Raw genomic sequence first — 25,082 nt, 5'->3', positions numbered from 1 at the left:
ATCCGTTGAATTGGGACGAGAATCCCATTAGAGTTTCCCGCTTGAACCGCAACGTGGTAAAAGAGTTGAAATTCGTCGGAAGAGACCGGCGACGCGGCGAGGGAGCCCTTTGAATGTCAGTCACTAAAGAACGTAAAACTAAACTTATCAACGATTTCCAGCGATCCGCAGAAGACACCGGATCGCCCGATGTGCAGATTGCCGTCCTGACGGAACGGATCAATTCGCTGACGGAACACCTGCGGGACCACACCAAGGATCACGCTGGCCGTCGCGGACTTCTGATGATGGTCAGCCGTCGTCGCAGCCTGCTGGACTATGTGAAGAGTGAAGATGCTCCTCGCTACGTTGATCTGATTACCCGCTTGGGAATCCGTAAGTAACACTGGCGAGCTGAAGTCGTCGTGGATGGTCGCGGCCAGAGCTGTGACCAGAAAAGCATTGGTTTCATCTGAAGCAGCCTGTGAAAACAGACTGTACGAAACGAAAGTTACAGCAATTTTCTCAAAGCCGCTGCACTTCAGAATCTGAATCCAGGCCCTCTCGCCCGTCTTCAAAAAGACAGGCGGGCAGGGCCTTCTTGCTTTCGAGGGAGGGGGGACCGGTGCTTTTGGCTTTACCGGCCCGGCTGTTGTGTCGGCATTCGTAAGTTATTTGTCGTGCAGTTGTTGTGAAAGCCAGTTGTCGTTGTTGCAGGTAGGAAAATCACGTGAAGATTCAAGTCAGTCGTGAATTCGCAGGTCGTACACTCACACTCACCACCGGAGAACTCGCCAAGCAGGCCAGTGGCTCTATTCTTCTCCAGTACGGGGAAACATCCATTTTTGTCGCGGTTCAGTCCGGACCATCCCGTCCCGGGACTGATTTCTTTCCTCTGACCTGCGACTACCGCGAACGGTTCGCTGCAGCTGGAAAGTTTCCCGGCGGATTCCTCAAACGGGAAGGGCGCCCGACGACGCGCGAAACGCTGACCTCCCGTCTGACCGACCGTCCGATTCGTCCTCTCTTCCCCGCCGGCTACATCGACGAAGTTCAGGTCATGGCCAACGTCATGTCCTTCGACGGCGAAAATGATCCGGACGTCCTGTCCATCACCGCAGCCAGTGCCGCTCTGAGCGTCGCTCCCCTCCCGTTCCAGGGACCGATCGGAGCTGTCCGCGTTGGCCTGATCGACGGTGAGTTCGTGCTCATGCCGACCATCGCCCAGGTCAAGGAAAGCGATCTCGACCTGATCGTTGCCGGCAGCCACGACTCGATCCTCATGATCGAAGGCTTCGGCAAGCAGATTCCGGAAGACCAGATGGCCGACGCCCTGATGTTCGGACATCGGGCCATCGTCGAACTCTGCGACCTGCAGGTTGAACTGACGAAGAAGCTGAACAAAACTCCGGTTGAGTTTGTTCCGCCCCCCGAAAACCCGTTCCTCAAGATCGTGCGAGAAGAAGCCGGTGACAAGATCCGGAATTCCCGCCAGAACACGAAGAAGTCCGAGCGGTCAGCCGCCACAGCAGTGGTCCGTGACGAACTGCTCGAAAAATACTTCCCGAACAAGGTGGAAGTCCTGGAAGATGGACGCAGCCGCGCCCAGCTCAAGGAAGCTTTCCACGAAGTCGACAACCAGATCTGCCGCGAACTGACCCTGGCCGGCAAACGGCTCGATGGCCGCGGTCTGACCGATCTCCGCCACATCGATTGCCAGGTCGACGTCATTCCACGTGTCCACGGCTCCTCGCTGTTCACCCGCGGTGAAACCCAGTCGCTGGCGACCGTCGCTCTGGGAAGTGTCCGTGACGCTCAGCGTGTTGACAGCCTGATCGAAGAATCATCCGAGCAGTTCTACCTGCACTACAACTTCCCTTCGTTCTCCGTGGGCGAAGTGCGACCGATCCGCGGCCCCGGCCGTCGCGAAATCGGACACGGTGCTCTGGCTCAGCGGTCGGTTGAACCGGTGATGCCGGCGACCGCCGACTTCCCATATACCGTCCGCGTGATCTCCGACATTCTGGAATCGAACGGCAGCAGCTCGATGGCTTCGGTCTGCAGTGCCACACTCGCACTGATGGCAGCCGGTGTCCCCATCACGCAGCCGGTCGCCGGAATTTCCATCGGCCTGATCAAGGAAGGGAAGCAGTATGTGACCCTGACCGACATCATGGGCGATGAAGACCACTTCGGCGATATGGACTTCAAGGTCGCCGGTTCCCAGAAGGGGATTACCGGAATTCAGCTCGACCTGAAGATCGACGGCATTAACGAAGAGATTATCCGCAAGACGCTGGATCAGGCTCGCAACGCCCGCCGTGAACTCCTTCGCCAGATGCTGACCACCATTCGTCGTCCGCGTCCGGAACTTCCGGAAAGTGCTCCACGAATCGTCAGTACCAAGGTTCATCCGGAGAAGATCGGTCTGGTCATCGGGCCAAGCGGAAAGATGATCCGTGCGATTCAGGAAGAATCCGGAACCCAGGTCGACATCAACGACGACGGCACCGTGACGATCGCCGGCCCGAACAAGGACGCATGCTCGCTGGCCCTCGCCCGCATCGAAGCACTGACCGAAGAAATCAAGGTCGGTCGCGTCTACAGCGGAAAGGTGAACTCGATCAAGGACTTTGGCGCCTTCGTCGAAATCGCACCAGGCAAAGACGGCCTGCTGCACATCAGCGAACTCTCTGACGGCTACGTCAAGTCGGTCGCTGAAGTCGTCAAAGTCGGTGACCTGATCGAAGTGAAGGTCATCGCTGTGGATGACCAGAACCGCGTCAAACTTTCCCGCAAGGCTCTGCTGGCCGAGAAAGCCCCGGTCGCAGCCGAAACGGATGATGATGAAGATGGCGATGACGACCTGGACGACGAACTCGAATAAGTCCAGTAGGAAAAGCTGATCGAACCGGGAGCCCGTCTCCCGGTTTTTTTATGCCGCATCCACAGCAATTGCACCAGGTGGATGAGCGCGCATAATGTCGAGAAATCGCGAAAGTGCGTCTGCCCGAATCAAAAATGGGTCTCGCGCAGAGACGCTATGCCGCGGAGAAAGGAAGAGCAGGGAGCAAGAATGCCCATTGGAAACTTCTTTATTACTCTGCGGCTCTGCGCGATAACTTTTTCGTCTCAGAACGTTATCAGAATGAAAACTCTACTGAGAAAAGCATACACAGGTCTCTGGACAGAGTGGTTTCTGGTGTATGCCCAAACACTCTCAAAATTGATCAATGTGGCAGTTGGGTCTCAACTGAGTGGACAGTGCAGTGAGTGAACAATCGGAAACACCGCAGGAAGTCCGGATCGATCGTGATCGACTGGAACGGCAGTACAACGAGATCGCAGCTCTCGCAGGTGGACTCGCCCACGAGATCCGTAATCCGCTCTCGACGATCAGTCTGAATCTCGATCTGCTCTTCGAAGATCTCCAGACGCTGCAGACTCCTGCTGCCCAGCGAATGCTCCGCAAAGTCTCGACGATCCAGAAAGAGTGCGAGCATCTGGATGAGATTCTTGAAGCGTTCCTGCAGTTTGCCCGGGCGGGAGAGCTGTCACTTGAGCCGTGTAACGTCGCCGACCTCATTCGCAACTTCCTCGAGTTTTATCAGCCCGAAGCGGCTCAGCACCACATTGATATCCGTCCTCATCTGGCAGCGGACCTGCCGACGCTGCAACTTGACGTGCGATTGATTCGCCAGGTCCTCAGTAATCTGGTCCGTAATGCACAGCAGGCGATGCCGGAAGGGGGGATCATCGAAATTCAGTCCTTTCGGCGCGGCGGGGATGTGGTGATCGAGATCATTGATACCGGTTGCGGAGTGCCAGCTGCGGCAGTGGAGAAGATGTTCAATGTCTTCTTCTCGACCAAGCCGGCGGGGAATGGACTGGGACTCCCCACCGTGCGTAAGATCGTCGAGACACATGGCGGAACCATTCACTGCGAAAGTGAACCGGGTCGAGGCACGAAGATGACATTGACGTTTCCCGTGGAAACAGGCGGGTGACTTTGACTCTTCTGTCCCGCTCTTCTATTGTCAAACATGCTGAGGCTCCTCTGAATCCGGGATTGTGAAATCCCGTCTGCAAATCATTTCAAACAACAACTCCTCATCTCAACAGCTCTTTGCAAAAGATGTCTCGAGATGTCGACCAGCATATGGGTGTGACATGATTTCGAACTGCCGCGTGAAGTGCCTGCTGTTAACCGTGATCATGCTCTCCGGATGCGGCAGCAAGACGGAATCCCCGCCGCCAGCTGCAGTCGAATCGACACCCCCTGCGGCCACGCCCGCTGCGGAACCGCCAAAACCAGACTCCGCAGCGATGCCAGCCCCAGCTGCAGCAAGTCCGGCAGCCAGCAGCGCTGCTCCGAATGCAACAACTGCTCCGGCCGCAGGCGATTCCAAGGCTCCCACGGTGATGGAGACGCCGCTGGTGCGGCGCGTTCGTCAGGCCGCTGCCGATGCGAAAAAGTTTGATGCACGCAGCGCGCTCAAGAATATTGTGCTGGCAATGCACGTGTACTCTGATTCCAACGGACACCTGCCAGCCGTGGACGGAAGCGGAGCCGCTGATTCACCAACCGGCCTCAGCTGGCGCGTCCATCTGCTTCCATCTCTGGGGGAAGTGGACCTCTACCAGGAATTTCATCTCGATGAGCCTTGGGACAGTGAGCACAACAAAGCACTCGCCAGCAAGATGCCGGCAGTCTTCGGAGACGATCCTGAAGGGAAGACGCGGATTCAAGTCGTCACCGGCCCGGGAACTCCTTTCCAGCCGGGACTCGGTCCAACCATCCGTGACGTCACCGACGGTACGTCGAACACGTTGGCCCTTGTCGAAGCGGGGCCCAACAAAGCTGAGACCTGGACGAAACCGACCGGACTGCAATTCAATCCGACAAATGCAGCCGAAACCTTTGGCGATGTCGATGAGCAATTCGTGGCCGCCATGCTAGACGGATCTGTGGTCCAGGTTCCGGTCAACCTCCCCTCATTGGCACGTCTCATCCAGCATCGGGACGGCGCCGTGATTCCCAGTGAAGATCTTGACCTGATCCGACGTGACGTCAGCAACCCAAGCTCAGAGTCCGCTTCTTCGAAACTGCCACCCCTCGCCCCGGCTGCTTCGGAGTTTGATTCCAAATACCTTCCATCAGACGCCAGCGCAGCCCTGATCATCTCCCCCCGGAGAATCTTCGAAAGTCAACTTGTTCAAGGCTGGATCAAGCAACAGGCATTAGAAGGGGAGACGACGGAAGAGGCACTCGCGCGGCTCACTCCGCCAATGGCCAAGGGATCCTTCCCCTTCGCTGCTGTTGAAGAAATTCGCGTCCTCCTGGAACCGTCCGCTTCGCCGGGAGCAGTGGAGTCATTGACCCCCAATCAGCTCCCCGCGGCAGTCCCGGGACTGTACGTCCGCAGTGCCGTCTCACTTCCGATTGAAGAGATCGTCCGGACCTCCGCGAAAGGAGCGGACGAAGTGACAGTGGAAATCGTTTCCGAAATCCCTCATGTCCGCTTCAAAGGGCGACCGGATTCCATCGCCTTCCTCTCCGAGAAGGAAATGATCGTCGCCTCCAATGAGAATCTGCCGAAGATGCTGGCTGCCGCTCCGGGGACTGCCGCAAACTCGAAGATCGCGCAGGCACTGAAGGCTCAAGGGAACCCAATGGTGGCCCTCGCCATCAACGCACCAGAAGGTCAAAAGCTGGAATTCATGCAGACCGCGTTGCAGGCTGCCGGACCGGCGGCATTGTTCGCTCCGCAGCTGGCAGAGACGAATGCAATTCGGTTCGCACTGGATCTGGAAGCACCGGAGATGCTGAAGCTCTCGCTGGGATTTCCTCATTCACAGCTGTCGCAGAGCCTTTCGACAGTCCTTCAGGGATTGATTGCTCAGGGGAAGAAGCAGGGAGAAATGTACGTCGCCCAGCTGTCAGACGATGATCCGGGCAAACAAGCCAAATCAGACCTCATCAATGAACTCATCAAAGGGGTTCTCATTTCAAGTGAAGGGTCATCCGTCTCATTGACTCTGAAGCACCTGGACCATCTGAGTGAGATGCCCAGCCTGTTCCAGAATCAGCTCGCAGCAGCACAGACGCCCGCCATTCCCAAGGAAGACCTCCCCCCCATGGAGCAGATCGCCATCGCCATGGAAGAGTACCTTGAAGCCAATGGACATTTGCCGGCAGCCAGCGGGCCAGGGACGGAGGAGGCCAAGCCCATGAGCGCTCGCCGTGGACGGGGACAGATGCAGGGGCAAGGGCAGGGAAATGATCTGTTTGCAGAGCCCCCTGCGGAGGCAACACCAGCCTCCCCGAAACTTCCCAAGGGGAAGATCGATCCATCCAGAATCGATCCCTCCAAGATCGATCCGTCAAAGATTGATCTCTCGAAAATCGAGGGGAAGGAGATCGACCTGAAAAACATTGATCCCAACACGATCGACCCCAAGACAAAAGAGGCCTTGAAAGGGGGGACGGCTTCGTTGATCGACGAGAAGATGGCTGCTGCCATCGCAAAGAATAAAGGACTGAGCTGGCGGGTCCATCTGCTTCCGATGCTGGGTCAGCAGGAACTCTACGATCGATTCAACCTCGCCGAACGCTGGGACAGTCCTCACAATCGGACGCTTCTGAAGGAGATGCCCGCTGTCTTCGGCGACGATCCTGAGGGGAAGACCCGCATCCACATGCTCGTCGGGAACGAGACCCTCTTCAAATCCGGCAAGGCCCCGGACCTGGACGCTGTCCGCGATGTCCCGGAACAGACCGTGGTCCTCATCGAAGCGGGATCGGAAAAAGCAGACTTCTGGACGAAGCCCGGAGGCCTGCCGTTCGATGCGAAAAACCCCCTCAAATGCCTGGGACAGCCTGACGCCGACCAGAGTGAATATCAGGTCGTGATGCTCGACTGGAGCGTCCAGACAATTCCCACGGAGATTGAAGCCGCCGAGTTCAAAGGACTGGTTCAGCCTTCAGACGGGCAGCCTGCACGCAAATAACGGCAGCGGTTGATCAGGAGGAAGATGGATTTGAAACGCAGAGAGCGCAGAGTACGCTGAGGAAAAAAGAAGAGGGGAATGAAATTGACGCCATTTCACTTTCCATCTGCAAGTGATGGAAGGATGTCAATCAGCGACTCTTATTTTCTTCTCCGCGTACTCCGCGATCTTTGCGTTTCAAAAATTCATTCATATCGTTGTCCCGCACCTACATCTTCCGGATGCGGACTCCGTGGATCCCCTTGCCGCAGTAGCAGTCCTTGACTTCTTCTACAACGGCCCAGCCTGGCGGAATCGGCTGGCAGGCACAGATGACCAGATCCGCTCCGGGGTAATTGGGCAGACGCTGAATCACCCAGGAGTTGTTCGCCAGTCCATTACAGCCAGGCGTGTGCCGGACCCCCACAATCACCCAGTTGGGGGGAATGGACCTGTTCGTGCAGATAATGGCTTTGGTCTGGTCGTCGTAGGGGAGAACGCATTTGCTTTGCGATTTGATCGGGTAGCCCCGGTAGTCGGTCTGAACTTTTCCACCGGCCCGGAGAGGGGAGAAACCCGCCATTCCGGCGACGAAGCATAGAAGTGCAGCTGTCAGTCGAGATTGCATCCGAAGAGTCCTTTCAAAAGGCATCCCCAGATCATTCGGTAAACTCCCCCGGAAACGGACAGGGGAACTGCCGTCCGCAGGGATGAATTCGGCACTCAGCGGGCAATTGCCGGAATAAATTGACATTTCCGGAAATTGAGTGCAGAACCGGGCGATTGCGTGCGGGAGATGAGCGGACTGCTCTCCTGCTCAAACTCGAATTTCTTTGAGCCAAAATTCCCCCTGATTGCCGCCACATTCCCCGCATAAAGGGGCTCGAGCAGGGAAAGAGTCCTGCCCCCTGTGCCGCGCCTGGCCTCAACGCAGTCAGAGGGTCCCCCAGCGGAGAAACCAGGTGCAAAGGCCTGAAAATCGCGAGGTATCTGCCCTGGATTCTCGTCTCTGGGCTCTTGTCTCCAGCCCCTCGACTTTTCCCAATTTCGTAAAGGCGAGGGCCCCGACCCCGTGCGGCTTGTCTCTGAGGGGCGTCTCTGTAAGATGCCAGTATCGGACGAATTCTCCGATCCGCGATTGATTTCGCATCCATCGAATCCACTCAAAGCGTCCCCGAATGCAGCACCGTCCCAATCACGGTCCTCGACCGCATGCGTTTCAACCCCCGCAGGGGGAACTGGCCCTGCTGGCCGGATCGGCGAACAAGCTCCTGGCCCAGCGCATCGCGGATGAGCTGGGGGTGCGACTGACGCCCTGTGAAGCCCATTATTTCAGCGAAGGAAACGTCTTCGTCCGCATTCTGGAGAATGTGCGCGGCCGGGACTGCTTCATCATTCAGGGGACGCATCACCCGGTCAACGACAACTTCATGGAGTTGATGTTCTGGGTCGACGCCCTCAAGCGTGCCAGTGCCCAGCAGGTGACGGCCGTTGTCCCATTCTTCAGCTACGCCAAAGGGGACAAAAAGGACGAACCCCGGGTTTCCATCCGGGCCCGTGTCTGTGCAGACGCCATTGAGGCTGCAGGGGCAGACCGTTGCCTGATGATGGACCTGCACACTCCGCAGATTCAGGGCTTCTTCCACATTCCCGTCGATCACCTCTACGCCCGCTACGTGGTCTGCGACCACATCCGCACCCTGAATATTCCTGATCTGGTCGTCTGCAGCCCGGACATCGGCTTTGCGAAGAACGCTTCCGCGTATGCCAACTATCTGGGCGTCCCGGTCGTGATCGGAAACAAGGTGCGACGGGATCACACCGAGCAGGCGCACGTGCTGGAGCTGATCGGCGATGTGCGAAACAAGAACGTGCTGATCGTGGATGACTTCACGATCTCGGGCGGGACACTGATCGCCATGGCGGACGTGCTCAAGGAGCGCGGCGCGAACGACATCTATGCTGCCGTTTCCCACGGAGCGTTGTCGAAGGGGGTTGCCCCGCGGATCGCTGCCAGCCAGATCAAGCAGCTGTTCATCACCGACACCATCGAACCGCAGAACGACCCGCTGCCACATAACATCTCGGTCGTCTCCGTGGCGAGACTGTTTGCAGAAGCGATCCAGTCGATTCACGACCGGACCAGCGTGTCACAGCTGTTTCCCGATGGCCCGGAGTGTTAGAACGCTCGTCACTCAGAGCACGATCTGTCACTCAGAGCACGAAGCGTGAGCGAGTGCATTTCCCCTATTTGCGGGCTTCTGGAAACTGATAATTCTTCGCGTTAGGGTCGATCTCGATTCCGCCGGCGGTTGGAGACAGTGTGGACTTCCGGGGCATCGTCCCCTCACCGGAGTTCCTCAGAGCTCGCACCTGAAAATCTTCCGAACGGACATTCGCAGCACCCACTGCTGCGGTACGGGCGGGACGCTCGCCGGACTCGGCAGACGTCACATCACCCTCCTGAGGGCGGACAACCCGCAGCGGACGCGTCGTCGCCGGCAGAGCCGCCGGGGCCCGATCGATTCCTGCCATCGCTGGGATGGATTCCACTTCAGCAGGACTCTGCGACCGGATCACAACTTCCTGTTCCACCTGTTCAGCAGAGGCCAGCATCACGGGTGCTTCCGGAGTCTCTTCAGCCTGGGCCAGCGACTGTCCAGCCGGCTGCAGCGGCGGAGATCCTGCCACAATCCAGTTGGTCCATTGTTGTTCAAGCAGTGCGACGCTGTCGAATCCGTAGTGTTTCTGAATCGCTTTTTCCCAGCCCATCTGATGGGCATCGGTCAGGAACTGGATGTAGACCCGTCGACCATCTTCTCCCTTGCTTCCGACCAGAAAACCAGCGAGTGAATAACCTTCAGCGTAAAGCGTGAGGACATCCTGCATGTCGGCGGGATACTCACGAATCGCGAGCAGATCCTGCAGCGGAATGCGTTTGTTGGTGTTGAGCACCCGGTTGAGAAGCTGCATCTGGCGAGCCTGTTCGGATTCGTGTTCGAAGAGTGTGGCAGCTCCTTCGTCGGCCCAGCGGGGGAGGGGGCGGCGAAAATGGGACGCAAAAATGGTGTGGTTGACTTCGTGAGGGACGACGGAATCGAGAATGCGTTCGACGGTCCCCTGGACCTGCATTTTCCAGCCGTAAACCTCGCCATTTTCGAACGTGAATGTGGTCTGCCCGCCGGCACCCATCTGGCCTGACTGAACGCTGATGGGGCAGGGCTGGTACCAGTTGGGAAGCGGCTTTCCAAACCACTGAATCGCCAGATCGCGACGCCAGTATTCAGCGCAATTCGCCACTCGACGAGCAATGTCATCAGTAGACGCCGTCACGACGAAATTCGTCGTTTTGAACGTCGCACCGTGCGCAGCTGCAGTGGTGACCAGACAAAAGGCGCAGAGCGCCCCGAATCTCTTAAGGATTGCGTCCATGCACTCGACTGTTGCGGGGGAAAAAATGGGTCGAAAAGAACTTTGGGCAAATCCCTGCCTACTCGTCCGTAGCAAAACCGTTTGCAAGCGACGGACCAAACGGAACCGTCTCGACGGGGAAACACGCCCGCTTTCCCCTTAAACTCAGCATCAATCGGCAGTTATTGCCGGAAAGAAACTCCTGAATTCGCAAACCAGCCTAATCTGCCGTTGTAAATTCTTCAACCCAATGCAGCGAATGCGGGCGAGGCTTTGCACATTTTGCAGGCAAGCTACTTCCGGACGGGCCGAAATGCCGCCACGCGCGCCGGATCAGTCTCCAGAAACGGCCCCTCGAGCAGGTCCACGCAATATGGAATTGCGGGCATCACTGCGGCGAGGCACTCCCGGATCGCTTTCGGCTGGCCGGGCAGATTCACAATCAGACTCCCGCCTCGAATTCCGGCAGTCTGACGCGAGAGGATGGCAGTAGGAACCTTCTCCAGGGAAACCTTCCGCATCAGCTCTCCGAACCCTGGCATCAGTTTGTCGCAGACCGCTTCGGTCGCCTCTGGAGTCACATCTCGGGCAGCTGGTCCGGTCCCTCCTGTGGTGACCACCAGGCAACAGTTCTGGGTGTCACAGAGGTCGATCAGGGTCGATTCAATGACGGGGCGGTCATCGGGAATGACCACCGGGACTGCTTCCCAAGGGGAAGTCAAAACGTCACTGAAGTAGCTGGCGATGGCAGGCCCCCCCAGATCCTCGTATTCGCCTCGGCTGGCGCGGTCAGAAACCGTCACAATCCCGATCCGGGCCACTTGAGTCTTCGAATCCGGGCGCGTGCTGCTCATGACGAAATATATAGAGTGTTGTAAAAAAAGATCTGGACCGCGAAGCAACAAAGGACAGACATCACTCGGCAGGAGGGCCGAGGTCCGCGGGAGGATGGAGTGCTCGAGTCAGCGACTTCAGAAACGGGACGACATGCGGAGCAGCCAGAAACACCCGGGCCGAGACCGCCGAACGTGGATAGACGTTCGTGATGAAGTCGAAACAGAACTCCGTGGGAGAATGACGGATCAGAACTCCGTTGGCGTATCGCCCGCTCAACATGCTGTCAGGCAGTTTGAGTTCATTGTAGATGTCTTCGATGTGCGGGGGCTGATCCGGGGCAGGGAGGTTCTCCGGATGGAACGCGGGAATCTCGCCCGAGTTTCCGGGATCAATTCCGGAAGGGGGCTGAGATTCGGTTTTCTCTTCCGGCAGCATGCGCGGGATCTGGGCGATCGGCCCAAAGCGACGTTCGTAGTTCTGCAGATTGTCGTGGAGAGCATTGATGAACTGCTGGCCGACGATATGGGGCAGAACAACTCGGGCAGCGATCCGCTGCTGTTCGCCCATCCTGAGAACAAAGTCGAGGACCAGTTCAAACGGACCGGTCAGAATCATGACGCCGTTACTGAAGACTCCGTTTCCAATCTCGTCGGGGACCCGCGCACTCAACTGGTGATGCCGGACCTGCCCCTGAACGGTGTGGTCTTCCTCAGCATCAAACGGTTCATCATCGGGCGTCGAATGAGACATGACGTTTTGACTCGTGGGTTCTTTGTGGGGACGAACCGCGGATTTTAGTCTCCCCTGAGAACAAAAAGCAGGGAAGCGAAAAAATTGTTCGCTCCCTGCTTTTTGCAATTCACGCTGGAGAGACCCAGACGTCATGCCCCAAAGATTGCCGACGGACAACGGTCTGATTACTCGGCTTCCACGTCTTCAGTCGCCGGTTCTACGGCAGCGCGGTTGACCGTCTGGGAGATCTGGGTCAGCTTTTCATCGGCTGCCTCTTCGTCCGCCATGTTCTGTTTCAGCAGCTTCAACGCGGCGTCGAAACCGAGTTCTTCAGCCCATGTACACAGCGTTCCGTAGGTGGCGATCTCGTAGTGCTCCACTTTCTGAGCGGCAGCAATGATCAATGCATCCATGACCTCGGGAGACGCGTCTTCTTCGAGGAGAGACGAACCTTCTTCGAGCAAGCCCTCCATTGCTTCGCACTTCTTTGACCGCGGCTTCAGGTCGATCGACTCGAAAGCTGCTTCGACCCGTTCCACGTGTGTTTTTGTTTCTTCCAGATGGGATTCCAGGGCATCGCGCAGCTGGTCGCTCGTCGCCCCCTTCACCATCTTAGGGAGAGCCTTCACCAGTTGTTTTTCCGCGCTGAGAACGTCGCGAAGTTCGTCCACAAAAGCATCTTCAAGTGTATTCAAAGGCATTTTTCCCACTCCTGTTTTGTCGGCTGACGTGCAGAACCAATCAGAAAACCCGCTTCGAAGTTGAAGATTGGCATTTTTTATGCCATAGGTTGGACGAGCAGTGAAAACTGCGATAAAACCCGCCACTCACGTTGGGATTGTCCGCTGAAACATCTGTCACTGCGCGATGAGCAGACAAGTTGCGGACCATCCACTGTTTCAGGAGAATCCATTTCATGCAGAGCGCACACGCAGAGGTGACTCCCCGTCGCATTCTGCTCGTCGACGACAATGTCGGCGCCACGCGGATTCAGACGATGCTTCTCGTCAAGATGGGGGGCCATGAAGTCAAAGCAGCCCATGACGGTCAATCCGCGTTGCAGCTTGCAGAAGAGTGGCAACCGGAAATCGTTCTCCTGGATATCGGACTGCCGGTGATGAACGGCTATCAGGTGGCCGAAGAGCTGCGGAAGCGGCCCCATGCCGATTCCCTGCTGCTGGTCGCCCTCACCGGTTATGGATCCGCGGAAGATCAGGAGCGGTCGCTGCAGGCGGGATTCGACATGCATCTGGTGAAACCGCCGTCGATCGATCAGCTGCGAGCCATTTTTTCCCATCCAAAGCTGCGAGCTGTCGCCCCGGAAGTCTGACGACTGCGATTGCAGCCTTCGGGGCCTGCTGTAGACTAGGATAGGATCTGTCAGGATCGAAGCATTCCGAGACTGCAGTTCGTCCTGTTTTAATGACGTGAATTCCTGCCGGACCGCGCACTCTCAGAGCGGCGCTCCTTCGTGGTGCGAGTATCATCTATGAGCAGGGAGTTTGACCGTGGCGTGCTGATCGGTGTCGGACTGCTCGTGGCGCTCGTCATCGCCAACGCGACGATCTCCTTTCTCAACGCCCGTTCTGTTTATCGCGATTCCAGTTCCATCTCGCACACGCAGGACGTCATCGCCCGGCTGGACGCGATCCGTGCGGACCTTCACAAGCTGGAGGCGCAACAGCATCTGTTCGTCATCTCCGGTGATGAAGAACTGCCGAAGGCGATCGACAGACTGCATTCCGGCCTGCACTCTCAGATCGAGGCGATCCGGACTCTCACCGCTGACAATCCGGCACAGCAGCAACGCATCACGAAAATTCACCAGTCCCAGGAAAATGCTATTCGAGAGATGACCCGTGTTGTGCAGGTGCGGCAGACCCAGGGGGTCGAATCAGCAACCCGGTTGATCATCAACGGAGGAAGTCGCAGATTGCTGGAGGAGATCCACCACGAACTGGAAGAAATGCAGACGGTGGAGCGCGAACTGCTGATCCAGAAGCGGGCCGACACCGCACAGGCGTATTCGACAGCCATCTTCTTCGGATGGACCGTCGCCGCCTGCTGTCTGGCGGCAATTGTCCTGTTCCTGCTGCTTCTCTATCGAAGTTCGCGGGCACAGGCCCAGGCGGCAGAAGCCGTTTCACTGCAGCATGAATGGTTCCGGACAACGCTCAACAGCATTGGCGATGCCGTCATTGTGACCGACACCGACGGGAATGCCACGTTTCTCAACCCGATTGCGGAACAGCTCACCGGCTGGACCACGGCGGCTGCCCAAAATCACCCGCTGCTGGACGTCTTTCATATTGTCAATGAGTCGACCAGAAAGCCCGTTGAAAATCCGGCCGTGCGGGCATTAAACGAAGGAGTCATCGTCGGCCTGGCGAATCATACGATTCTCATCGCGCGTGACGGCACGGAGCGTCCGATTGACGATTCCGCCGCTCCCATTCGCAACGAACAGGGGAAAATTACCGGAGCGGTTCTCGTCTTCCGGGACATGAGCGAACGGAAGCGGAACGAAGCGGAACTGCAGCATCTGGCCGAGTCCTTAAGACTCGCACTCGATTCCGCAGATCTGGGGGCTTGGGACTGGGATCCGGCAACCGACCAGATGAAAATTTCCTCCCGCGCCGGGAAGATCTATGGAATTGATTCATCAAAGACCTACAAGCGTGAATCGCTGCGAAGTCTGATTCATCCCGAAGACCGCGAGCGGGCGAGAATCCATGCTCGTCAGGCGGTCGAAGACAAATGCGATTACAACGTCGAGTACAGAATCGCTAGACCAGACGGCGGGGAGCTGTGGGTCGCTGTGCGCGGACGGGGCGTCTATGACGACGCGGGAAAAATGATCCGCATGCTGGGGATCGTGCAGGACGTCACCGCCCGCAAGGAGTCGGAAGAAAAACTGCTCAAAAGCTCCGAACGCAATCAATTCCTGGCGAAACTCGCGAATGCGACCCAGTCGCTTGCTGACGCCGAACGAGTCATGGAAATCAGCGCACAACTCCTTGCGGAACATCTGCACGCGGACCGCTGTGCGTATGCGGAAGTGGAAAACGAAACCGACTTCAACATCACAGGTGATTATTCGACAGGCGGCCCCGGGATCGCGGGACGCTGGCCCATCGTGGCATTTGGCCCGGAACTGGCCAAATCGGTGTTTGAGAATCGCCCGTTCATCGTCGATGACGTTTCGAATGATCCCCGTATCCCTGCGGAATACCGGTCTGCTTACGAATCCCTTTCCACTCAGGCGGTCATTGGAGTTCCGCTGCACAAGGACGGCCGATTGACAGCCGCGATGGCTGTCCATCAGTCGACTCCCCGGAAATGGACCGCCGAGGAAGTGGACTTGGTGACGACCGTGGTCGCACGGTGCTGGGAAGCCTTGGTCCGGGTCCGGGGGATTCAGGAAGAACGGAGACTGCACGCAAAAATCGCAGCCGAGCGAGGACGGCTTGAAGAAGTCTTCCGGCTGGCTCCCTCCTTCATGGCTGTGTTGCGGGGTCCGGACCATGTCTTTGAGAGGGTGAACGAGCGGTATCAGGAACTCGTCGGGAGCCGCGACCTGATCGGTCTGAAACTTCGCGATGCGATCCCGGAAGTCGCGTCACAGGGTTATCTCGACCTGCTCAATGAGGTCTATCAAACCGGCAAGCCTTATGTCGGCATCGATGTGAACGTTCAACTGCAAGGGACCAAGCCGGGAACGGTTGATGAACGGACCCTGGAGTTTGTTTACCAGCCGATTTTTGAAGGGGACGGCAGCGTTTCTGGAATCCTCGTGCAGGGGATCGACCTGACGAGGCGGAAACGGGCCGAAGCAAGTCTGATTCAGCTGACCGCCGAGTCCGAACGACTTCGCCGACTGTATGAAACAGCCCTCTCCAATACTCCGGACTTTGTGTACGTCTTCGATCTGGAACACCGCTTTACCTATGCCAACGAAGCCCTGCTGAGGATGTACGGAAAGACTGCGGAAGAAGCGATCGGCCGCACCTTTCTGGAACTGGGTTACGAACCCTGGCATGCGGAAATGCATGAGCGGGAGATCGACGAAGTCCGAGCCACCCGCCGTCCGATCCGGGGCGAAGTTCCTTTCAACGGGACCTACGGTCGCCGCGTCTACGATTACATTTTCGCCCCCGTCTTTGGAGCTGACGGCGAAGTTGAAGCAGTGACGGGAGTCACACGGGATGTCACCGACCGTCAGGCAATGGAGCAGGAGCTGCGTGAAAGCGATCGCCGCAAGGATGAATTCATCGCACTGCTGGCCCATGAACTGCGGAACCCACTGGCCCCCATTCGTACCGGAATCGATCTCCTTCGCATGTCTGCCAATGAACCGGAACTGATCGATGAAGTGATCGGGACGATGGAGGAGCAGACGCATCAACTTGTCCGTCTCGTCGATGACCTGCTCGACATTTCCCGGATCACCAGCGGAAAAGTGACGCTTCGCAAAAAGCAGATGGATCTCGCGAAAAGCGTCCAGAGCGCCCAGCATGCCACGCGGGCTCTCTTTCAGGAGTTTGGACATGAATTGACAGTGGAGATGCCGCCCGAGCCGATCTGGCTCGATGCAGATGCCACCAGACTGGCTCAGGTCCTCTCCAACCTCCTCACCAACGCCGCCCGGTATACCGAGAACGGGGGTTCGATCCACTTAACATGCCGCAAAGTGGGGGAAGAGGCGATCATCTCGGTGAAGGACACCGGAATCGGGATCGCCCCGGAGATGCTCAGCAAGATCTTCGAAATGTTCACGCAGGCTGAAAGGTCGCTGGACCGTTCCTACAACGGCCTGGGAATCGGTCTGACCCTGGTAAAACGACTGGTTGAAATGCACGGCGGCACCGTCACCGCCCATAGCGACGGTCTGGGGCAGGGGAGTGAATTCGTTGTGCGACTTCCGACAATCGAACCAGCTGCGCCGACTGATGATGGGTCGATCGAACCGGCGAATCATCTCCTTCCCCCCTTGCGGGTCCTCGTCGTCGATGACAATCTGGACGCAGCAAGGTTGCTGAGCCTGTCGATCCAAAGGATGGGACACGACACCCGAACGGCCGAAGATGGTCTGGCGGCCCTGCAGACGGCTGACGAATTTCGACCGCAGGTCATCTTTATGGACCTCGGGATGCCTCGTATGAACGGATACGAAGCGGCGAGGAAGCTCAGAGAGTCTGATTTCGGCAAAGAAGTGATTCTCGTTGCGCTGACCGGGTGGGGACAGGAGGATGACAAGCGCCGCACGCGAGAGGCGGGCTTTAATGATCACTTCGTCAAACCCATTGAGCTCGCCTCATTGATTCAGTTACTGGCGACGTACCAGGCGAAACTCGGGCGTGCGAATCATTCCCTCAATTCGAATGGGAATCCGGACTCCGCTGATCATTCGAAACAAAAAAATTCCACGCCATGAAGACGTGGAATTCTCGAGTCGCAATTCTTGTTTTGCTGCGGTTACCCCAGCGGGCTGGGGGACTTGCCGAACGCGTTATCAATCCGCTGCCAGGCATCGCGGGTCGCTGGCCGAGCCTGTGACCAGACCAGTTTCGAACCGCCACGTCGCTCCTGCCAGTGGGCTTCCAGATCCTTCTCCGCCTGCTCAAACGTTTTGCCCTCGTAGGCTGAGCGGGATTCCCAGCCGTAACGGTAGGCCGGTTCCACCGCCTGATAGTCAATCTTCTCGTTGTAATAGTCTCGGGTCGGATACTGGGTCTTCCAGTAGTTGGTTTCCACCGTCGGATCAATCTGTTCCCCGGCAGCCTTGCCACCCAATCCGCCTGCGATCCCGCCAGCCACGGCACCGACGACAGCGCCCACTGGTCCTGCTACGGCCCCTCCCAGAGCACCGGCAGCGGCGCCACCCAGGGCTGTTCCCACGCCGACACTGACCGGGTGAGCACCCGGCTCATTCGTAATGGGATCCGCGTTCGCTGCTTCGGCAGGAGTTTCGTTCTTACGCACTTCACGACGAGTCGCCATGTTTGACCTCCAATTAAACAGATTTCCATCGAACCAGATGTTCGATCTTCGAAAATGTCTTCTGCGAGGACTGTGCCGACTCCTGATCGTGCTGGCATTTTCCCGGTCATCATCCGCCGTCGCGGACTCTAATCTGCGGTGACAGCCCCAGTTCAGTTGATTCCATTTTTTCGAGAAATTTGTCCGAAGACGTTCGAAAACGAATGGGATGGTGGCGGACCGATCAGACTGGGCGGGGGGGACGCGTCTCAGCTTCTGGACTCCAGTTCCAGCTGTTCCGCAGGCCGGATATCCGCCTTGAGCGCGAACTCCATCTGCTGCAGGGCATACTCATGATCCGCCAGAGTGTTGGCCGCCGAGCAGTCTGAGGGGACGACCACGGTAAAGTCCCGCATATAGGCGTCGTTGGCAGTGAAGAAGACGCACATGTTGGTCGCCACGCCGGTCATGATCAGCTTCTGGCATTTCAGATCGTGCAGCAGCGGTTCGAGCGTCGTTGAATAGAAGCCGGAATGACGAGGCTTGAGAACGAAATAATCATCTTCTTCCGGGGTGAGTAACTCGACGATCTCCCGGCCCCGGCTCTGAGGTTTCAGGCAATGCTCGATCTGCGCACGGAAGTCAGACCGCCAACGGCCAAAGTTGTCGTTGACGTAGATCACGGGAATCCCGGCCTGCTTCGCACGCTTCTTCAGCTCAAGAATCCGGTCCGCCATCGGCCGCGCGAACTTCAGCAGCTCCGGCCCTTCCGGAAAATCCAGATCGTTGATGACATCGATGATCAACAGGGCGGTGTGGTGCGATTCTTTCTCCGGCATGGCACATCAACCTTAACACAAAAATCCCCTCGTTCTGCCAGACGACAGGGTGGCTGGGGCGCGGTACAACTCTTCCATCGGAGAAGACTCGACAGCCCCAGAACTTCGCCTGTGCCTGATAACCACTCGAAGGAGCTGGAGCCGTTTCGCTGACCTTTTGCATAGATTTTGACTTCGTCGAGACTCGCCTCTCAATTGGCGGATCTGTACTCGCCCCAGCCACCCAGTCGATTTACTGATCCAGTCCTACCACGAACCTGTCAGAAAGTGGACAATTGCAACAACTGTAGGGGAATTTTTTCCAAAATAATTCCAACCAACTGAGATTGAATCAGAATGAACATCAAATCCAACCAAGAGCCGGAAGACATTGATGATTATGTGCAGTGCAATGATGTCGACTGGTTCGCATTTGACAACAGCGGCCAGATGGCACATTTTACATCGGGAGCAAGGGGGTTTATACCGGCGACAATTTCTATTGTGAAGCAGGGGCGTATTAATTCGTACTTTAGATCACGGGATCACATTTACGGTTCATCCGGCAGATAGGGGTGTTTGGTTGAAAAAGTTGGACATGCTGGTCTGATCAGGGGTTGTGTCTTACGCAATTCCTGAAGGAAGAACTCAGCATGTCCAGTTGTCTGTTGTACCACGCACTCGGCGTGCGGGGCTATCGATATTTGTCCACACGGTTTGAGCAGGGGGAGATGATCGTGAGCATCGAACTCCCCCGGGAGAAGCTGCGATGCCCGGCCTGCGGGCACGGGCGTGTCCACGTCATCGAGCGGTTTCCGCGCATGTGGAGGACCGTCTCCATCGGTCTGAGGCCGGTCTTCATTGAAATGGATGTTCCCAAGGTGCAGTGCCAACGCTGTTCGCTCAGACGACGGGTGGAAGTCACGTTCGCTCAGGTCAAGCGGCGTCACACCCGAAGCTTTCAGCGATACGTCATGGAACTGCTCACGTTCATGACGCCGCAGGATGTTGGTCGACATCTGGGGATCTCCTGGGACCTGGCCAACGACATTCAAAAGCAGCGACTACGAAAGCACTTCTCCAAACCGAGGCTCAAGCACCTCAAGCGAATTGCCATTGATGAAATCCATGTCGGAAAGAAGCACCGCTTCATCACGCTGGTGCTGGACCTGGAGAGTGGAGCGGTGGTTTTCGTCGGCAAGGGAAAAGGAGCTGATGCTCTCAAGCCATTCTGGAAACGGCTGACATCCTCTCGTGCCCAGGTGCAGGCGGTGGCCACCGACATGTCGCCCGCGTACATCAGTGCGGTGCTGGAGAACCTGCCAGATGCGTCTTTGGTGTTTGATCGATTTCACATCATGAAGCTGCTGAATGAGAAGCTGACGCAACTGCGTCGGGAGCTGTTTCATGAAGCGGAAGGCCCATTGGGAAGACAGGTGCTCAAAGGGACCCGCTGGCTGCTCTTGAAGAACCCGGAGAGCCTGGATCATTCAAAAGGAGAGCACCTTCGGCTGAAGGAAGCCTTGCAGCTCAACCAACCGCTGGCGATTGCCTACTACTTGAAGGATGAGCTGCGGATGTTCTGGGAGCAGGAGACCTGGGGTGATGCAATGGAGTTCCTGGAAGACTGGTGCAGGCGAGCCCAGACCTCGGGCATTCGCATCCTGCAGCAGTTCGCCCGGACGTTACAGGGACACCGCAGTGGGCTGTTGGCCTGGTATCATCACCCGATTTCGACCGGTCCGCTGGAAGGGGTGAACAACAAGATCAAGCTGCTGCAGCGGCGAGCCTATGGCTACCGCAACCTGGAACTGTTCCAGCTCCGCATCCTGTCCCTGCATACCACCCGCTTCGAGATCGTCGGTTAACGACAACACCCCTATCTCCCGGATGAACCACATTTACTGTGAAAGTGTCTTGTCGCCAGGCATAGAACGTTACGTGAAGTTTAAAAGCGAATCTCAGAAATTGTTATACTTACGAGACTACATGCTTATGTCTACGAGGGGATTATATTCATTTAATTCATTTACAGCCTCTTATCGCCCCACGGGTTATTTTCGCGTGGCATCTCCATGTCGCCCATTGGTGCTGAGCGATCTTCCGGTGGAGATTCGCCAGCTGATGTCGCATTCTTACGAAGGTCTATTTTGTGATTCAGATCTAATCGAACGCCTAAGTGATGAGGTGATATAATTTGCTGTCGCTATAGGCGGGATTAAGTGAAGCGGCAGGGTGGCTGGGGCGCGGTACAACTCTTCCATCGGAGAAGACTCGACAGCCCCAGAACTTCGCCTGTGCCTGATAGCCACTCGAAGGAGCTGGAGCCGTTTCGCTTGCCCTTTACATAGATTTCGACTTCATCGAGACTCGCCTCTCAATTGGCGGATCTGTACTCGCCCCAGCCACCCAGTGGCGTTAATGGGGGAAATACGCACGCGTCCGACGACGCTCACACGGCTCACAGAGCCGTGGCACCCTCTTTTTTGATCCTGATAACTCACCGGGTCTGTGGTCCCTCAGCGACGGCAGGCTTCGTGAGACATCGGCAGCCAGCTTCCATTCTCGCGGCTGCTGGCAACGCACTGCTGGATGAAGTTCATTCCATCCACCCCGTCGTAAATGTTGGGATAAATGGTATCCCGCATTTCGAAGCTTTCGCCGTTGGCCCGCTTGATCATGTCGTCATACGCAAAGCGGTAGACGTTGGCGAACGCCTCGAAGAACGCTTCCGGATGTCCGGGAGGAAGTCTCGATGATGCAGCTGCCAGCGGACTGACACCCGCCGAATTCCGCGTGTACACCTGCCAGGGGGCGCCGTTGCGACGGACGTACATGTGATTGGGCTCTTCCTGTCTCCAGGAGATGGCCGCCTTCGTCCCGTCGATTTCAATCGAAAGATCGTTTTCGCGACCGTGTGAAATCTGGCTGGCGGTCACCGTGCCGAGTCCCCCGTTGTCATACTTGATGACGGCATGGCCGTAGTCGTCGAGACGGCGGCCCGGTTCGAAGATCTTCAGCGTGCAGGAGACTTCCGCCGGCAAGAGCCCGGTCATGTAACGTCCGAGGTTATAGGCGTGGGTCGCGATGTCTCCAAAGGCTCCCGCAGCTCCGGACTTGGATGGATCCGTACGCCAGCCGGCCTGTTTCTGATCTTCATTCTCCAGACGTGACCGCAGCCATCCCTGAATGTAGCTGCTGCGGATCGCCTGAATTTCGCCAAGCTCACCCGAGAGGATCATCTCACGAGCCTGACGCACCAGCGGATATCCGGTGTAGTTGTGTGTGACGGCAAAGACGACTTTGTGTTTTTCAATCAGCTTCGCAAGTTCTTCAGCTTCCTGAAGATTGAACGTCACCGGCTTATCGCACATGACGTTAATCCCTTTCTCGATCGCTGCCTTGGCGACGGGGAAGTGCATGTGATTGGGGGTCGCCACCGTGATGAAGTCGATGCGATCCCCTTCTGGCCGCTGGAGTTCCTGAGTCAGCATCTCTTCGTAGGAACCGTAAGCCCGCTCCGGCTTGATGTCGTAAAACGGAGCGGACGCCTTGGATCTCTCTGGGGTCGACGAAAGGGCACCGGCGACCAGCTCAGCCCGGTTATCCAGGATCGCAGCAATGTTATGAACACGGCCGATAAACGAGCCCTGTCCGCCTCCCACCAGTCCCATCTTCAACTTGCGATTGAGCTTGCCGTTGACGTGATCCATTTGAATTCGCTTCCTCTTCAAGATCCAGGGAGAGTGAGGCCAGGTTGCTGCGACTCGACTTTTCAGCGACCTTGGAGAATAGTCGCCGGGATATTCGCCCGCAACGGATCGGAAAGCGTGACTGCGACGGGATGCGAATTCTCGCACTCGGAGAGTGCGAGGTACGTAGCCCGCACTCTCCGAGTGTGGGCATCCCCCCAACCTTCCAGTTCCAAAGTCACCCCTCCTCTCCGGTCGTCAACCTTGCAGCTCTGGACTCTCGTCTCCAGACTCCTCGCTCGCCCCCCCCTGAAACGCAAAAACCATCCTCAATCCGCAGAGTTTATTGACGCCTGAGCGCCACACGAATACTCTCGAAGCTTCCTTGGAATTCGCATTGATCGAAGGTGTTCAGGCATGTCAGTCGCAAACAAGAGTGTTCCGGACGCAGCAGGGCGATTCGGCGAGTTTGGTCGTCGTTACGTGCCGGAAACACTGATGCAGGCACTGGATGAGCTGTCGGCGGAATACGCCCGCGCCCGTCTCGATCCCGATTTTTCCTCCCAGCTTGAACATCTTCTGCAGACCTACGTGGGTCGCCCCAGCCCGCTGTACTTCGCGGAACGACTGACCGAGCACTGCGGCGGAGCGAAGATCTATTTCAAACGCGAAGATCTCAATCACACCGGCGCCCACAAGATCAACAACACCATCGGACAGGCGCTGCTCACGCTGCGGATGGGAAAGAAACGTGTGATCGCGGAGACCGGGGCAGGTCAGCACGGGGTTGCCACCGCGACAGCGTGTGCCCGTTTCGGACTCGACTGTGTCGTCTACATGGGTGAAGAGGATATCCGTCGCCAGCGGCTGAACGTGTTTCTGATGCGGAGCATGGGGGCCGAAGTCCGCTCCGTCACATCCGGATCCAGAACCCTCCGCGATGCGATTAATGAAGCGATGCGGGACTGGATGGCGAGCGTCGAGAACACGCATTACATCCTCGGGTCCGTCGTCGGTCCTCATCCGTTTCCGATGATCGTGCGAGACTTCCAGTCGGTGATCGGCCGGGAAACCCGGGCACAGTCTCTGGCCACACTCGGACGGCTCCCGGATGAAGTGGTCGCCTGCGTCGGAGGAGGCTCCAACGCAGCCGGAATGTTCTATCCATTCGTCGAGGACTACAACGTCGCATTGACCGGTGTCGAAGCTGGCGGACGAGGTTCAGCCCCCGGCCAGCACGCCAGCTCTCTCACCTACGGCGTCAAAGGGGTGCTGCACGGCAGCTACAGCTATGTCCTGCAGGATGAAGACGGCCAGACGATGGATGTGCATTCCATCTCGGCAGGTCTGGACTACCCGGGAGTCGGTCCCGAGCACAGCTACTGGAAAGATTCCGGCCGGGTCAATTACGTCACCGCCGGTGATGAAGAGGCCCTGGAGATCTTCCAGAAGGTCGCGAGACTGGAAGGAATTCTTCCGGCGGTGGAAAGTTCCCATGCCATCGCTCAAGGGGTGAAGTCCGCCCGCGCTCGTTCAAAGGATGAAGTCGTCGTGGTCTGCCTGTCGGGACGAGGCGACAAGGACGTGAACGAGGTGGCACGCATTCTGGGACTGGAAATCTGAAGTCCTGTTGGCGAGCAGGGGGATGTCAGTCCTGTTTCGTCGAGAATCCGGAGGCTGACACCTCGGGCTCGCCATTTCACTACATATTTAGATGAAACCGATTACCACGGGCCGCAATCCGTCGACGTGTCGTCGTTGAGCCAATTTGGAGAAGTATCAGTGTCATCCCGTATCGCGCAAACATTTGCTCAGCTGCAGTCTCAGGGAAATATGGCGTTCATGCCGTTCCTGACTGCCGGCGACCCCGACCTGTCGACGACGCAACAGGTCATTCGTGATCTGGGGAAAGCAGGGGTCGATCTGATTGAAATCGGGTTCCCCTACAGCGATCCCATTGCTGACGGCCCGGTCATCCAGGCCAGCTACTCGCGGGCATTGAACAAGCATGTCACCGTCAGTCAGATCTTTACTGCACTGGGTGAACTGAAGTCCGAGAACGGTCCTCCGCTGGTCGCGATGGTCTCCTACGCCATCATCTTCCGTACGGGTGTCGAAAAATTCCTGCAGCGCTGCGTCGAAGCGGGTATCAGCGGACTGATCGTCCCGGATCTGCCGGGTGCTGAGGCCCGTGAACTCTTTGAAGCGACCAGCAAAGCCGGACTCGACCTCATTCAGCTGATCGCTCCGACCACGCCGCGCGAACGCGTCAAACAGATCCTCAGCGTCTGCTCCGGCTTCGTCTATATCGTGGCAGTGGCCGGGACCACCGGGGAACGGGCGAACGTTTCCGACGCATTGCTCACCCAGCTGGAATGGCTGCGACAGGAAACTGATCTGCCGCTGGCGGTCGGATTCGGGATCAGCAAGCCAGAGCACGTCGAGCCGCTGCGAGGTCTGGCTCAAGGTGTCATCGTCGGTTCCGCTGTGGTGCGCTACCTCGAAAAGCTGGCGACGCAGGAGCCGGGATCAGCAAGTCCTCTGAACGACCTTTCGACATTCGCCGGCCAGATGGTGGCCGCCACCCGCAGCGGTTCGCCTGCCTGATCGCGATCTCACGGCTTCGTTGCTGAGGGGGATCGTT

General features: G+C 57.3%; 18 protein-coding genes. 10 read left to right on the top strand and 8 right to left on the bottom strand.

The features are described from left to right. Nucleotides 1–113 precede the first annotated feature (113 nt). The 4 genes from rpsO to SH661x_RS09340 all read left to right on the top strand — a co-directional run bounded on the left by rpsO (nt 114) and on the right by SH661x_RS09340 (nt 6,990). Nucleotides 114–383, top strand: coding sequence for a 30S ribosomal protein S15 (gene rpsO, locus SH661x_RS09355; RefSeq protein ID WP_437230268.1), 270 nt, complete (start codon nt 114–116; stop codon nt 381–383). A 326-nt stretch (nt 384–709) separates the two neighbouring features. Continuing rightward, the gene (gene pnp / locus SH661x_RS09350) at nt 710–2,866 is read left to right on the top strand and encodes a polyribonucleotide nucleotidyltransferase (RefSeq protein WP_437230266.1); all 2,157 of its coding nucleotides are present in this window, start codon (nt 710–712) and stop codon (nt 2,864–2,866) included. A 382-nt stretch (nt 2,867–3,248) separates the two neighbouring features. Next, the gene (locus tag SH661x_RS09345; protein ID WP_437230264.1) at nt 3,249–3,986 is read left to right on the top strand and encodes a sensor histidine kinase; all 738 of its coding nucleotides are present in this window, start codon (nt 3,249–3,251) and stop codon (nt 3,984–3,986) included. A 163-nt stretch (nt 3,987–4,149) separates the two neighbouring features. After that, on the top strand, nt 4,150–6,990 hold the full coding sequence (locus tag SH661x_RS09340; RefSeq protein ID WP_437230262.1) for a DUF1559 family PulG-like putative transporter: 2,841 nt from the start codon (nt 4,150–4,152) through the stop codon (nt 6,988–6,990). 208 nt (nt 6,991–7,198) lie between these two features. Here SH661x_RS09340 and SH661x_RS09335 read toward each other — a convergent pair whose 3' ends face one another. Continuing rightward, a complete protein-coding gene (locus tag SH661x_RS09335; protein ID WP_437230260.1) occupies nt 7,199–7,597 on the bottom strand; it encodes a hypothetical protein in 399 nt (132 codons plus the stop codon). Nucleotides 7,598–8,147: 550 nt separating this feature from the next. Here SH661x_RS09335 and SH661x_RS09330 point away from each other — a divergent pair. Continuing rightward, complete coding sequence (locus tag SH661x_RS09330; RefSeq protein ID WP_437230258.1) at nt 8,148–9,152, top strand: ribose-phosphate diphosphokinase; 1,005 nt, start codon at nt 8,148–8,150, stop codon at nt 9,150–9,152. Between the two features lie 64 nt (nt 9,153–9,216). Here the strand turns inward: SH661x_RS09330 and SH661x_RS09325 are convergent, their stop codons facing one another. The 4 genes from SH661x_RS09325 to SH661x_RS09310 all read right to left on the bottom strand — a co-directional run bounded on the left by SH661x_RS09325 (nt 9,217) and on the right by SH661x_RS09310 (nt 12,650). Continuing rightward, nucleotides 9,217–10,269 carry a peptidase MA family metallohydrolase gene (locus SH661x_RS09325; RefSeq protein ID WP_437230256.1) on the bottom strand — a complete coding sequence of 351 codons (1,053 nt, stop codon included), beginning with the start codon at nt 10,267–10,269 and terminating at the stop codon, nt 9,217–9,219. A gap of 404 nt (nt 10,270–10,673) precedes the next feature. Continuing rightward, the gene (mog, locus tag SH661x_RS09320; protein WP_437230254.1) at nt 10,674–11,234 is read right to left on the bottom strand and encodes a molybdopterin adenylyltransferase; all 561 of its coding nucleotides are present in this window, start codon (nt 11,232–11,234) and stop codon (nt 10,674–10,676) included. 61 nt (nt 11,235–11,295) lie between these two features. Then, a complete protein-coding gene (locus tag SH661x_RS09315) occupies nt 11,296–11,967 on the bottom strand; it encodes a DUF3467 domain-containing protein (RefSeq protein ID WP_437230252.1) in 672 nt (223 codons plus the stop codon). A gap of 167 nt (nt 11,968–12,134) precedes the next feature. Further along, nucleotides 12,135–12,650 carry a ferritin-like domain-containing protein gene (locus tag SH661x_RS09310; RefSeq protein WP_437230250.1) on the bottom strand — a complete coding sequence of 172 codons (516 nt, stop codon included), beginning with the start codon at nt 12,648–12,650 and terminating at the stop codon, nt 12,135–12,137. 215 nt (nt 12,651–12,865) lie between these two features. On the opposite strand from SH661x_RS09310, the gene SH661x_RS09305 reads away from it, so the two are divergent. Continuing rightward, entirely contained in the window at nt 12,866–13,279 is a 414-nt protein-coding gene (locus SH661x_RS09305; RefSeq protein WP_437230248.1) for a response regulator, read from the top strand. Between the two features lie 159 nt (nt 13,280–13,438). Next, nucleotides 13,439–17,383 carry a PAS domain S-box protein gene (locus SH661x_RS09300; RefSeq protein ID WP_437230246.1) on the top strand — a complete coding sequence of 1,315 codons (3,945 nt, stop codon included), beginning with the start codon at nt 13,439–13,441 and terminating at the stop codon, nt 17,381–17,383. Between the two features lie 41 nt (nt 17,384–17,424). Here SH661x_RS09300 and SH661x_RS09295 read toward each other — a convergent pair whose 3' ends face one another. After that, nucleotides 17,425–17,949 (bottom strand): hypothetical protein, encoded by a 525-nt coding sequence (locus SH661x_RS09295; RefSeq protein WP_437230244.1) that lies wholly within the window; start codon nt 17,947–17,949, stop codon nt 17,425–17,427. Between the two features lie 248 nt (nt 17,950–18,197). Then, nucleotides 18,198–18,767, bottom strand: coding sequence for a cysteine hydrolase family protein (locus SH661x_RS09290; RefSeq protein WP_437230242.1), 570 nt, complete (start codon nt 18,765–18,767; stop codon nt 18,198–18,200). Nucleotides 18,768–19,399: 632 nt separating this feature from the next. Between SH661x_RS09290 and SH661x_RS09285 the strand changes: the two genes are divergently transcribed. Continuing rightward, on the top strand, nt 19,400–20,614 hold the full coding sequence (locus tag SH661x_RS09285) for an ISL3 family transposase (RefSeq protein ID WP_437221971.1): 1,215 nt from the start codon (nt 19,400–19,402) through the stop codon (nt 20,612–20,614). 651 nt (nt 20,615–21,265) lie between these two features. Here the strand turns inward: SH661x_RS09285 and SH661x_RS09280 are convergent. After that, complete coding sequence (locus tag SH661x_RS09280) at nt 21,266–22,459, bottom strand: Gfo/Idh/MocA family protein (RefSeq protein WP_437230240.1); 1,194 nt, start codon at nt 22,457–22,459, stop codon at nt 21,266–21,268. A 396-nt stretch (nt 22,460–22,855) separates the two neighbouring features. Here SH661x_RS09280 and trpB point away from each other — a divergent pair, with 396 nt between their 5' ends. Both trpB and trpA read left to right on the top strand, forming a co-directional pair. Further along, complete coding sequence (trpB, locus tag SH661x_RS09275) at nt 22,856–24,061, top strand: tryptophan synthase subunit beta (RefSeq protein WP_437230238.1); 1,206 nt, start codon at nt 22,856–22,858, stop codon at nt 24,059–24,061. 159 nt (nt 24,062–24,220) lie between these two features. Continuing rightward, nucleotides 24,221–25,045: a tryptophan synthase subunit alpha gene (gene trpA / locus SH661x_RS09270; RefSeq protein ID WP_437230236.1), complete on the top strand. Its 825-nt coding sequence runs from the start codon at nt 24,221–24,223 to the stop codon at nt 25,043–25,045. Nucleotides 25,046–25,082 lie beyond the last annotated feature (37 nt).

This window comes from Planctomicrobium stercoris, assembly GCF_051465655.1.
Classification (GTDB): domain Bacteria; phylum Planctomycetota; class Planctomycetia; order Planctomycetales; family Planctomycetaceae; genus Planctomicrobium.
The sequence above is the reverse complement of the archived record's forward strand: the minus strand, read 5'-3'. Positions and strand labels throughout refer to the sequence as shown.